6 protein-coding genes and 3 pseudogenes are annotated in these 12,432 nt (G+C 69.1%); 2 read left to right on the plus strand and 7 right to left on the minus strand.

What is annotated here, in order from left to right:
- Window positions 1-764, minus strand: a pseudogene (locus ACIP93_RS36690) (IS5 family transposase); the annotation flags it as partial.
- A 203-nt stretch (window positions 765-967) separates the two neighbouring features.
- Window positions 968-2,152 (minus strand): IS701 family transposase, encoded by a 1,185-nt coding sequence (locus ACIP93_RS36695; protein WP_401766621.1) that lies wholly within the window; start codon window positions 2,150-2,152, stop codon window positions 968-970.
- A gap of 685 nt (window positions 2,153-2,837) precedes the next feature.
- Between ACIP93_RS36695 and ACIP93_RS36700 the strand changes: the two genes are divergently transcribed.
- On the plus strand, window positions 2,838-4,412 hold the full coding sequence (locus ACIP93_RS36700) for an alpha/beta hydrolase (RefSeq protein WP_401766525.1): 1,575 nt from the start codon (window positions 2,838-2,840) through the stop codon (window positions 4,410-4,412).
- Window positions 4,413-4,430: 18 nt separating this feature from the next.
- Here the strand turns inward: ACIP93_RS36700 and ACIP93_RS36705 are convergent.
- Together ACIP93_RS36705 and ACIP93_RS36710 are read right to left on the minus strand one after the other, a co-directional pair.
- Window positions 4,431-5,152: pseudogene (locus ACIP93_RS36705) on the minus strand (IS5 family transposase); the annotation flags it as partial.
- Window positions 5,153-5,271: 119 nt separating this feature from the next.
- The gene (locus ACIP93_RS36710) at window positions 5,272-6,837 is read right to left on the minus strand and encodes a chitinase (protein WP_401766528.1); all 1,566 of its coding nucleotides are present in this window, start codon (window positions 6,835-6,837) and stop codon (window positions 5,272-5,274) included.
- A 255-nt stretch (window positions 6,838-7,092) separates the two neighbouring features.
- On the opposite strand from ACIP93_RS36710, the pseudogene ACIP93_RS36715 reads away from it, so the two are divergent.
- Window positions 7,093-8,001, plus strand: a pseudogene (locus ACIP93_RS36715) (FAD-dependent oxidoreductase); the annotation flags it as partial.
- A 142-nt stretch (window positions 8,002-8,143) separates the two neighbouring features.
- Here ACIP93_RS36715 and ACIP93_RS36720 read toward each other — a convergent pair.
- From ACIP93_RS36720 to ACIP93_RS36730, 3 genes are all read right to left on the minus strand, one after another.
- Window positions 8,144-10,162, minus strand: a complete 2,019-nt coding sequence (locus tag ACIP93_RS36720) for a serine/threonine-protein kinase (protein ID WP_401766531.1) — start codon at window positions 10,160-10,162, stop codon at window positions 8,144-8,146.
- Between the two features lie 440 nt (window positions 10,163-10,602).
- Entirely contained in the window at window positions 10,603-11,403 is an 801-nt protein-coding gene (locus tag ACIP93_RS36725) for an ABC transporter permease (RefSeq protein WP_401766533.1), read from the minus strand.
- Window positions 11,400-12,416, minus strand: coding sequence for an ATP-binding cassette domain-containing protein (locus ACIP93_RS36730; protein WP_401766536.1), 1,017 nt, complete (start codon window positions 12,414-12,416; stop codon window positions 11,400-11,402). Before ACIP93_RS36730 ends, ACIP93_RS36725 begins: the two co-directional genes overlap by 4 nt.
- Between the last annotated feature and the right edge of the window lie 16 nt (window positions 12,417-12,432).

A 12,432-nucleotide genomic window follows, 5' to 3' on the forward strand; every position in this document is an offset into this window, starting at 1 on the left:
CAGGCCGCGCCATTGTTTGAGCTTGTTGATGCACCGCTCGACGGTGTTGCGTTGTGTGTAGGCGTCGCGGTCGAAGGCCGGCGGCCTCCCGCCGTGGGTGCCGCGGCGTTTGCGGTGGGCCACCTGGTCGGCTGGTTGCGGGATCACTGCCCTGATTCCGCGCTGGCGGAGATGGGTGCGGATCGCGCGGGAGGAGTAGGCCTTGTCGGCCAGGACTGCATCCGGTGTGGTCCTGGGGCGGCCGGTCGGGCGCGGTACTCGTAAGTGGGCCATGACCTGGGTGAAGGCGGGTGCATCACCAGCCTGGCCGGGTGTGAGGACGAAGGCCAGCGGGCGGCAGTGGCCGTCTGCGGCGAGGTGGATCTTGGTGGTCAGTCCGCCGCGGGAGCGTCCGAGGGCATGGTCGGCGGGCTCGCCTGCCGGGGCCCCTTTTGCCGGGCCCCGGCGGCGTGCTGGTGGGCACGCACGACGGTGGAGTCGACGGCGACGGCCCAGTCCAGGTCGCCCTCGGTGTCGGCCTGGGCGAGCAGGGCGGTGAAGACCTTCTCCCAGGTGCCGTCGGCGGCCCACTTCCGCAGCCGGTTGTGGGCGCCCTTCCAGGACCCGAAGTGCTCGGGCAGGTCCATCCAGGGCGTCCCGGTGCGGTACTTGAACGCGATCGCGTCGATCACCTGCCGGTGATCCCGCCATCGTCCACCCCGGCGAGGAATCCGGTCGGGAAGCAACGGCTCAATACGGGCCCACTGAGCATCAGTCAACGACACACATCAACCAACGATCAGATGATCCGAAGGAAACGCCCTAGTACTGCAACGGTGTTTGTTCTGAGTGGTAGGCAGTTTTCAGGGGCTATGTCCACGGCGCTTGTAGTGACTGAGTCGAGCTTGATACTGCCGTCTCCGGCGCCAGGCCGACCAGTGCAGGGTGTGGTCGGCCGGGGTGGGACGGCGGTCGGTGAGTCGGGTGATCAGGCGTCGGATCTCGGCGAGGCTGAGGTGGACGAGCTGGGAGGATCCGTTTCTGCTTTGTCCGCGTCCAGTTGTCGGGCCCGCAGGACGGTCAGGCAGGCGTGGGCGGCCATGGCCAGGGTCATGTGGCGGTGCCAGCCGGGATAGCGGCGGACCTGGTAGTCGTCCAGGCCGCACTCCTGCTTGGCGGTCTGGAAGCATTCCTCGACCGCCCACCTGCTTCCGGCAATGCGGATCAGCTCGTCCAGCGTGGCGCCGGCGGGGCAGTAGGCGATGTAGTAGGAGATCTCCTCAGGTCTGCTGACGCTGCGGCGGGCGAGAACCCAGTGCCGGCGGTCCTCACGGTGCCGGGGCCGGACTTCGACGCGGGCCCAGTCGTAGATCCGCCGGCCGTGGGCTCCCTCGCCGCAGGAACGACGTTTCCACTTCTGCCGCGGCAGCCCGGGAAACAGGTCGTGGACGGAGTGGTCGAGGGCGAAGCGGGTGACGACGGTGTCGTGGCGGGTGGTGGCCATAACGTGGAAGACGTCCGCCTGTTCGAGCTCGTGGCGCCAGCCTTTGGAGAAGCCGTAAGCGGCGTCCGCAGTAACCCATCGGAAGGGCACCTTGCCGGCGATCGCGCGGCGGACCATCGACTTGGCCATGGCCACCTTCGTTTCGAAGACGACCGTGTCGTCGATGCCGGCCCGTCGGCAGCGTTCCCGGTCGTCGGTCCAGGAGGTGGGCAGATATAGCCGCCGGTCGATCAGGGTGCGTCCGCGGCTGGTGGCGTATGCGAGGAAGACGCCGATCTGGCTGTTCTCGGTGCGGCCGGCGGTGCCCGAGTACTGCCTTTGCACCCCGGCCGAGCGGATGCCCTTCTTCAGAAAGCCCGTGTCATCGACGATCAGGACGGAATCTGGGTCTCCGAGGTGTTCCACGACGTAGTCGCGCACGTCGTCCAAAACCTCGTCGGCATCCCACTCGATCCGGTTCAGCAGCCGCTGAATGCGGTCAGGGCCCGCATGTCCGGCCTCCTCCGCAAGCGTCCAGCCGTTCTTCCGCTCCAGCGGCGCGATCAGCCCTCGCATGTACGCCAGAGCAGATTGCCGTGGCTCTTCCTGGTTGAAGCGGTGCACGAACCGCTCATGCAGAGCACTCAGTTCACCCGCCCACAGCCTGACATCAGCAAGGCCCCCACCCATAACCACACCAACGAACGAGCTGGCCAACAGTCACGGCAAACACCGTTGCAGTACTAGCATCCACTACCCCGACTGGACTGTCACCGCATCCCGCACCATTCCTAGGAAAGTTCTCACTGCTCTCGCCGAAGAACTCACCACCGGGGCCGGGGCTCGCGGCACTACTGCGCGGCCCGCCACGAGGCACAGTGCACCGTCTGCCCTATCTCCCGCCCCACCTGCGACATCGACCCCCCACACGTCAGGGCGCCGCTAACTTCGGGCGGGCAGGTCCTGATCGGCCCCGCGCTCCGAGACCGAGGGACCCAAGGGACTGAACACCCGCACATCCCCACGCCACACCCTGCGAGAGAGGGTGTGCTACCCGCCCGAGAAGCCATACCGCAAGAGGAATGCCCTAGGGGGACGCCGGGGTCCCCCTAAGGGACGGAGGCATCCCTTAGGGAGTGAAGGCTCACCGGGTGGCCGCGTCCGCCCGGACCCGCCGGGTGCCGACGACGCGACCACCGGCCGCCCACCCGTAAGGGCGAACGCCGAGGAGCCAGACCTCAGCAGGAGGCCGCGAGCGGTGCCGTGCCACCCAGGTCGGATCTTGAGTCCATCCTCACGTCGTAGCGGTGCGGCCGGCACGGATCAGAGACTTGAGGCGATCCGAGACACTTATACACCTGGACAGAGGGCGGGCATGGTTCTACGAGGCGGACGCACGATATCCCTGCTGGCGGTCGGTGCGGTGACGACCATGACGGCGGCGCTCACCCCCATCACGGCGTCCGCGGCAGAGAAACCGCTCCAACGGTACACACATCAGGAGCTCCGCTGGGAGCGTTGCGACACCGACCGCCCGGCGGCGTTCGAGTGCACGAAGGTCGAGGTGCCGCTGGACTACGGCGACCCGAAAGGCCGGAAGATCGACCTCGCCGTATCGAGGGTCAGGACGGGAAATCCGGAGAAGCGGCACGGTGTGCTGCTGATGAACCCCGGAGGCCCGGGCGGTCCGGGGCTGAACATGCCCGTGGAGATGGAGCCGGTGCTGCCGGCGGAGGTGCGGGAGCAGTTCGACCTGATCGGCTTCGACCCGCGCGGAGTCGGGCAGAGCTCACCGATCAGCTGTGGCCTGACGGGCGACGAGCAGACCTTCCACCACCCCTATTCCGCGAAGACGTTCCCGAAGGACGTGGCCAGGGCCCGGTCGGTGGCCGACAAGTGCTGGGCCAAGGCGGGGGACGTACTGCCCCACCTCACCACCCGCAACACGGCACGGGACATGGACATCGTACGAGCGGCGCTGGGAGAGAAGGAGATCTCCTACTTCGGGTACTCATACGGAACCTACCTGGGCTCGGTCTACACGCAGATGTTCCCCCGGCGCACGGACCGGTTCGTGCTCGACAGCGCGCTCGATCCGGCGCTCGCCTGGCGGGGGTTGTTCCAGGGGTGGTCGGCGGGGGCGGAACTCGCCTTCACCCGGTGGACCGAGTGGGCCGCCGTACACGACGCCGCGTACGGACTGGGTGCGACTCCGGCAGCGGTCCGCAAGACGTACCGGGAGCTCGTCGCCCACGCCGACCGCACACCCGTCCCGACGACGGGCGGAACACTGAGCGGCGGTGCCATCCGGTCCGAGTACGGCGCCTTCGTACGCGCCGAGGCCGTCACCCCGTGGATCGTCGCACTGAAGGCGGCTGCCGCGGGCGGACCGCCCGCGCCGGCCACACCGTTCGCCCCGGCAGCGCAGGACGGGAGGGAGGCACCGGACAGCCCGGAGACGTCCGGCGCCGCCCCGGCCCGGACAGCCGACGCGGGAGCGAAGACGGGGGCGTTCGGCGCGGACGTTCCAGTGGACAACGCGTCCTCCGTCGTATGGGCCGTCTTCTGCGGGGACACCCGTAGCTGGCCGCGCGATCCCGACCGGTACCGCCGGGACGCGATCCGGGACCGGGTCGGGTTCCCGCTGGCGGGCGACCTGGGATCCAACATCCAGCCGTGCGCGTTCTGGAAGTCGGCGGCGAGGGAGCCCGCCACCGTGGTGAACAACGACGCCGGCGCGCTCATCGTGCAGAACCAGTGGGACCCGCAGGCGACGCTGGCCATGGCCCGGGGCATGCGTCGGGCGCTGCACGGCGCACGCATGATCACGGTGGCCGGCGGGGAGGGCCACGGCGTGGTGGTGGCCGGCCCGTCCTGCGCGGACGCCGGCGTCACGCGCTACCTGACCACCGGCAGACTGCCCACGAAGGACCTGACGTGCGGTGGTTGACACCTCTTAGACGGTGCCCTATGTGGTGAGTCGGACGAGCCGTTTGTAGCAGCAGAGGGCGGCGGCGAGTCCGAGGAATGCCTGGTAGTTGGCGGGGTGGCGTTCGTAGCGTGGGCTGAGTCGGCGGTAGCTGGTCAGCCACGACATGGTCCGCTCGATCACCCGCCTGCGGCGTCCCAACCGTTTGCTGGACTCGATGCCCTTGCGTGCGATGCGGACGCCGATGTGCTTGCCCCATAACCATTTCCGCAGGTGGGGGATGTCGTAAGCCTTGTCCGCGTGCAGCCGGGTGGGTTTGAGGTAGCGCCCGCGGTGGGGGTCGTGTCGCGTTTGGTGACCGGCGATCATGGGCTTCAGGGCAAGGCTGTCGTGGACGTTCGCGGCGAAGAGGCCGACGACCAGGGGCAGTCCGTTCGCGTCCGACAGGATGTGCATCTTGGAACCCGGCTTACCCTGGTCCACGGGGCTCGGACCGGTGTGTTCGCCCCCTTTTTAGCCCGCACGTACGCGGAGTCCAGCACGACGCGCGAGACGTTGACGAGGCCGGCGTCGTCCAAGCGGTGCACCACCGCTTCATGGAGGTGGCCCCAGACGCCGGCTCTCGACCAGATCATGAACTGACGGTGCACCGTCGACTTCGACACCCCGAAGCACGGCGGCAAGGCCCGCCATGAGCACCCGCTGACCAGCACGTAAACGATCGCCGCGAACAACGTCTCATCAGGCGTGTCCTGCGTCTCGTACGTCTCACGCTTCACGCGGGTTCGGTGCTGGAGTTTTCGCTTCCGTAGGGCGCCCGGCAGTTGGGGGAGAGACTGCCGGGCGCCGTCAACGCCGGTCGTTCGGGGCCGAGTCGGGCTCAGCAGGTCCCGAGGTCCTGCCACACGCCCCACTCGCCGGTCGTCCCGGGCTCCTCGCCCGTCGTCCACCACTTGGCCTTCCAGGTGTGCCCCTTATGCGAGACCTGCTGGCCGCCGGTGTAGACCGTCGCCTTCGCCCACGGGGCGGCCGTGCACTGGGGAGTGCCTCCGGTGACGGTCAGGACGTACGGAGTGGAGTGCAGAGCCGGCGGGCTCGTGCCGGTGATGTTCAGGGTGTACGTGCCCGAGACGGTGGCCGCCGTGGTGTTCACGGTCAGCGTCGAGGACCCGCCCGCGGTCACCGAGGCGGGGCTGAGGGTGGCGGTGATGCCGACGGGCGCGCCGCTGACGCTCAGCGCAACCGTCTTGGCCTGGCCCTTCGTCACCGCGGTCTTCACGGTCGAGGTGGCCGAACCCCCCGCCACCACCGAGCCGCCTGCGGGCATCGCGGTCAGGGAGAAGTCGTCGGCGGGGGTGGTCGTACCGCTGGTGAACGGCGCGAAGATGTGGGTGAAGTCCCAGGTGTTCTGCGGGATGGAGGAGCAGCTGTCGCCCGCCGGCGCGCCGGGGCAGCTGCCGTTGTCCCGCTGGAGCGCCCAGAAGGAGAGGGTGTTGATGCCCTTGGCGACGGCCCAGTTGTAGACCTGGGTGGCGTTGGCCAGGGTGAAGGTCTCGGCCGGGCCGAAGTCGTCGACGCCCGGCATCTCGGTGACGCCGATCATGCCCCAGAGCTGGGCGGGCGTCTTGGCGGGGTAGAGCTTGGCGAGCTGGTTGTACAGGCCCTGGGCCGCGGTCTCGGTGTCGTTGGCCATGTTGTGGGTGGCGTTGTCGTAGTAGTCGAACGTCATGAGGTTCGTGACGTCGACCCGCGCGCCGTTGGCCACGGCGTTCTTGAGCACGGCGAGCCCGCTCTCGGCGAGGCCCCTGGTGGTCGTGGGGAGGGTGTAGGAGAACTCGACCTTGCGGCCGTTCGCCGCCGCCCAGTCCTGGACGATCTTGATGGCCTTGTTCCTGCGGTCGATGCCCGCCGCGTTGTCCAGGGAGTCCACCTCGATGTCCATGTCAAGGCGGGAGACGTCGTAGGTGGTGATGACCTTCTCGTAGACCGCCGCGATCTGGTTGACGTCGGTGCAACTGTCGGCGATCTCGGTGCCGGTGGTGTCGGCCGTGTACCCGCCGAAGGAGGGGATGACGTCGCCGCCGGCCGCCTGGATGGCCTTGATGTCATTACCGAAGGAGGAGGCGGCGACGGGAGTGGAGGGGTTGCCGTTCCAGAGCGCGGTGCAGGAACCGGCCGTGGCGGTCTGGAGGAACGCCATGGTCAGATGCTTGGCCCCGGACTGGGCGGCCAGTGCGGCCGGGCTCTCGCCGGTCCACGACTCGAAGTAGGGGGCGAAGACGCGGGCGGGGAGCGGGGTCGCGGCCTGTGCCGTACCGCTGGGGGCCGTAGCGCTGAATTCGACTGCCTGGGCGGTGTTCAGGCCCGTGGCGGTGAGGCCGGCCGCGGCCAGCGCGACGGCGGCGGTGGTGGTGAACAGGGTGCGGACGGAGCGTCTGCTTCTCATGGCGGTCCAAGGTGTGGGGGGACGGCTGCCGGTCTCCCGGCGGTGCGGCGGCAGTGAGAAGGGAATAGCCCCGCTCTCAGGCGCCGGTCAATGGCCTGGACCAATGCAGGACTAGACCAATCTCGGCGCCGGGTGCCCGTTGCGGGAACCGACCCCAGGCAGGCGCAGGACCGGCGGACTGGACCATTCCTCCACGGTTTTGCCATCCCGTGAACCGGGTTTGCCTGCGCATGAACCGCTCTTCGGGCTCTGTGCCTTGTCCTGGAGGGGCGCCAGGCCATGCGGTTCCTGGACCCCAACGGCACCGTCCTGCTCGACAAGGCCGACGACCCAACCGGCGGACGCCCGGAGATCCAGCGGGGCGACCTGCGGCAGATCCTGCTCGACTCGCTCCCGGCCGGCACCGTCCGGTGGGGCCGCAAGGTCACCGCCGCCCGTACCCTGCGCCGGGGCCACCACGAGGTGACGTTCGCCGACGGCAGCACCGTCGTGGCACGCCTGCTGGTCGGCGCGGACGGCGCGTGGTCCCGGGTGCGGCCGCTGGTCTCCGCCGCCACCCCCCAGCACATCGGCAAATCGGTCGTCGAGACCTACCTGTTCGACGCCGCCACCCGGCATCCGGCCGCCGCGAAGACGGTCGGCGGCGGATCGATGATCGCGCTCCAGCCGGGCCGGGAAATCTTCGCCCACCGGGAGAAGGGAGACACCCTGCACGTGTACATCGGGCTGCACGAACCGCAGGAATGGTTCGACACCGTCGACTTCACCGATGCCGCCGCGGCCGCCGGACGCATCGCCGCGGAGTTCGACGGCTGGGCGCCGGAGCTCACCGGACTTATCACCGAAAGCGACCTCGGGCCGTTCCTGCGCCCGCTGTACGCACTGCCCGACCAGCACCGGTGGGAGCGGGTGCCGGGAGTGACCCTGCTCGGCGACGCCGCCCACCTCACGGCCCCCAACGGCGAGGGCGCCAACCTGGCGATGCTCGACGGCGCCGACCTCGCCCTCGCCCTCGCCACACACCGCGACGACCCGGAAACCGCCCTGCGGACATACGAGCAGACCCTGTTCCCCCGCAGCGCCGAGGCCGCCGCGATGGAGGCCGGCGAAGGACTCGACCTCGACGGCCTCCGGCCGGACGGCAGCACCGGCCAAAGGCGGTAGACCTCACCGGGCCCGAGGAAGGCCCGGCGCTGCCGCAATGGGGGGATGGTGTCCTTGGCCACGTGGCGGGGCGACTTCGTGGGGTTACGCGTCCTGAGTGACCCGTCAAGACAGGGGTGGAAGGAAACGAGCCGCCGTGGCCTCAGTTGCCTGAAGCGTTGAGCTGTCCCATCCAGTGCGCGGCTTCAAAGAGGGGTGTGTGTTCACCGCCGATGGGTTCGAGGGACATTGTCCGTCGTCCATTGTCTTTGCTCTCTTGAAAGGTCAATGACGGGGCGCTCTTTGTACACCCCGATGGCTGTGTGCTGTCGGCGGGCTCTGCGGGTGTGGTGCGCAGCAGGCCCGCTTCCCGGGAGAACACTGTGGCCTTGTAGGCGCACTTTTCCCCGATTGCGTTGCTGATGGACACGAGACGGATGCCTTGCTTCGCCGCTCCGTAGCCCAGCGTGACTTCGAGGCGGTAGGTGCCGTCCTTGCCCCGGCCACTCCACGAGCCCTGATAGTTGGGCGGCAGCGGCCCCTTGGCCGGAGTCGCTTTCCGGAATTCGTCGGTTCTGTAGGTGGTGCTTCCGTTGTTGCCGTAGTCGAAATAGCTTGAGTCGTGGGCCCACTCGTACCTGTCACCCGATGTGGTGACGAACGCCCCCAGGCCGTTCGGTGAGACATTGCCGTAGTCGTCGGTGTTGTCTTCGCAGCGGGCTGCCTCGGTCTTCGGGATCGTGCTCTTCAGCCGTCGCGTACTGAGTCTGATCGCGTCACCCTCGGAACCGCTTTCGGATCCGGTTCTGGAGGCGGTGATGGAGCTTTCCCAGACACACAGCCTGTCCCGACTCAACAGGGAGTACTCGATGGTGTCCCCGGCGCCGATGACCAGGCGGGCGGTGAGACCGTCGACAGAGAGGCCGTCAGGGCCCTTCCAGTCGAGGGCGGCTTCCCAGCTCCCCCGTAACGCCGTGGGGGCCGACTCCATGATTTCCTGCTGCTTGCCGTCCTGCCAGGGGCGGAGTGCGAAGAGTCCGAGGGCGAGGGCCAAGGCGGCTGCTGCGGCCGCGACGAGGGCGGGACGGTGCCATCCCGCCCGGGTCCGCGGCGGATCGTGCGGGCCCGCCGCTTCGTTCTGTGCCCCTCCGACAGTGAGGGCATCCGCGAACGCGGCCGACGAGGGCACCGCGGGTCGACGCCCCGTCCGGTCCGCGGGAGCCGCCTGGGCTGCGACCGGCGCAACGACGCTTGGCTCGGGGACAAGGAAGGTGCGCGGACGCAGCGGGTCGAAGTCCAGCAACTGTGCGGCATGACGCCCTAGTTGTGCCAGGAGCGCGCCCGGCAGCCATTCACGTCCGCTTTCGGTGGTGGTGCGGGCTGCGACTTCGCCCGGTGTGGGGCGCAGTGCCGCGTCCTTCTGCAGGCATTCCCGTATGAGCGCAAGAAGCCCTGCTGGCACCCCGTCCAGTTCCGGCTCCTCTTCGGCGACCCTGAATAGCTGGGCGTGCACCCCGTGGCCGGCTGCTTCGAAGGGCGGTCGTCCCGTGGCAGCGTAAGCGAGCAACGATCCCAGGCAGAACACGTCGGAGGCGCTGCTGACATGACGGCCCCGCACCTGCTCCGGTGACATGAACCCGGGCGAGCCGATCACCATGCCGGTCCGGGTCTGGAGGCTGTCACCGCCGATGCTGTCCAGTGCCCGGGCAATCCCGAAGTCGATGACCCGAGGGCCGTCCACGGTCACCAGGACGTTCGACGGTTTGAGGTCGCGATGAACGAGACCAGTCTGATGGATGGCCTGCAGAGCGGACGCGAGCCTGTTGGCCAGGACCTGGACCGACTCCTCAGGCAACGGCCCGTACTGCTCAGACACGACGGCGTGCAGATCGGGCCCTGGCACGTACTGCGTCGCAACCCACGGCGTTCGCGCATCCGTATCCGCGTCCAGCACTGCCGCAGTCCAGGCTCCGCCGACCCGCCTTGCCGCAGTCACCTCTCGTGCGAACCGTGAACGGAACTCGCTGTGCTGGGCGAACTCGCTCTGAACGACCTTGACCGCGACGGTGCGCCCGCCCTCGGAGCGTGCGAGGTAGACCCGCCCCATACCGCCGGCACCCAGACGGGCGATGAGGCGGTAGGGGCCTATGTGGGGCGGGTCATCGGCGGTCAACTTGTCCACGAGGAAGGAGAGTAGCCCAGCCGCTGCGCCAAGCCGAGCACAGGCACTTCTCGGCCGCGCCCGCACTCGTCTGGAACGTATGCGCCTCGGTGAGCTGCCGCCAAATTGAAGTAGCAGGTCAAATGGCTGGTGTGACCGGCTCCCGGTTTAAGGCCAAGACGTTCCCGCTGGTCAAGGAGGTGTAGAACGTGCTCGCTGGACGAACGAAGAGACTGCGGTGAGGCACCGCATCGACGCATGTCGAGGGCACCTGGGTCGGACTGGAAGTCCGGGGCGCCCGGCCCGGCCGCCAGCGGCCCGTGGGAGTGGTTTCGGCGGCTCTCTCGGACGCTCAGCGGCGCGCACCGTACGCTGTCCCGAAGTGCCGGTGCGGCGAGTGTAGAAGCCGAACCGTCGTGCCGCCTCGCGCATATGGCTCCCGCCCGCGTGTTCTCAGTCGCTCACCCGAGGGTCACCCGGCGGAAGCGCGTCAGCGCCAGCAGCATGAAGGTCCCCGTGATCAGGCATGCGCAGCCGAGCGCGTACGGCAGGGCGTGTACGACGGGCCAGGCGTCGCTCAGCGGGACGCCACCGGGCGCGGGGTTGCCGAGGAGGTCTCGTGCGGCCGTCGCCGTCGCCGAGACCGGATTCCACTCCGCCACCGCCCGCAGCGGGCCTGGCATCGTATGCGTCGACACGAACGCAGACGACACGAAAGTCACCGGAAAGAGCCACAGCAGGCCCGCGCTCTGCGCCACCTCCACGCTGCGGGCCATCAGCCCGATGGCGGCACCGACCCACGACATGGCGAAGGCGAACAGCAGGATGAGGAGGTACGCGAGCACCGCGTCACCGGCGGACGCGCCGACGCGCCACCCCACCAGCAGCCCACACAGGGAGGTGACGACCAGTGTCACGGTGCTCATGAGCAGGTCGGACATCGTGCGGCCCAGCAGCACGGCCATCCTGGGCATGGGCAGCGACCGGAACCGGTCGACGATGCCCTTGTCCATGTCGTTGGCCAGGCCCAGGGCGGTGAACGCCGAGTTGAAGGTGACGGCCTGGGCGAAGATCCCGCCCATGAGGAACGTCCGGTAGTCCGCCCCGCCGAGGCTGCCCCCGAAGACGTACGCCAGCAGCAGTACGAACATGACCGGCTGCACCAGCGCGGCGATCACCGAACCCGGTGTGCGGCGCAGGTTCAGCAGGTTGCGCCAGGCGACGATGGACGAGTCGCGGGCCAGCCGCCGTACCGACGTCATCGCCCTGCCTCCGGTGCGCCCGCGCCGACGATCACTTCGGTGGTCGCTGGTTCGCGGGACGTCTGTGGCTGCCCGGTCAGGGCCAGGAAGACGTCGTCGAGGGTGGGCGGCGCGAGTGCCACGTCCCGTACGGCGATGTCCGCCAGCCGCAGGCGGCTCAGAGCGTGTTCGAGGCCCCGAGCGCCTTGCTCGGTAGCGACGGTGAAGCGACCCGTCCGGGAATCCAGGACCGGTGCGTGCGGGCCCAGGGCGTCCAGGATCTCGGCGGCCGCCGCGCGCGCCCGGGGTTCGGCGACGGTCAGCGTCAGCCGCTCGCCGCCGACCCGGCCCTTGAGTTCGGACGCCGAACCCCGGGCGACCACACTGCCGTGCTCGATGACGACGATGGTGTCGGCCAGCTGATCGGCCTCCTCCAGGTACTGCGTGGTGAGCAGGACGGTCGTTCCGCCGTCGACGAGTTCCTGGATGGAGGCCCAGGTATCGGCCCGGCTGCGCGGGTCGAGCCCCGTGGTCGGCTCGTCCAGCACCACGACGGGCGGCCGGGCGACGAGCGCGCCCGCCAGGTCGAGACGCCGGCGCATGCCACCGGAATACGTACCGCTGGGCCGGTCGGCGGCGTCTTCGAGCCGGAAGCTCTCGAGCAGCAGCCCCGCCCTGCGCCGGGCGGCGTGCCGCCCCATCCCGTACAGGCGGGCGACCAGGTAGAGGTTCTCGCGGCCGGTCAGTTTCTCGTCGACCGCGGCGTACTGGCCGGAGAGGCCGAGGTTGCGCCGCACGCTCTCGGGGTCCTCGCGCACGTCGTGCCCGGCCACCCAGGCCTGCCCGCCGTCAGGGCGCAGCAGCGTCGACAGCACGCGCACCGTGGTGGTCTTGCCCGCTCCGTTGGGGCCGAGTACTGCCAGTACGGTGCCGGGTGCTGCCTCCAGGTCCACACCCGCCAGGGCCTGTGTGCCCCCGAAGCTCTTGGTGAGCCCTTCGGCGCGTATCGCCGCTCTGTTCTGCCGCTCCGTCATCGCTTCCTTTCGTCTC

This window comes from Streptomyces sp. NPDC088745, from assembly GCF_044751045.1.
GTDB lineage: Bacteria > Actinomycetota > Actinomycetes > Streptomycetales > Streptomycetaceae > Streptomyces > Streptomyces cremeus.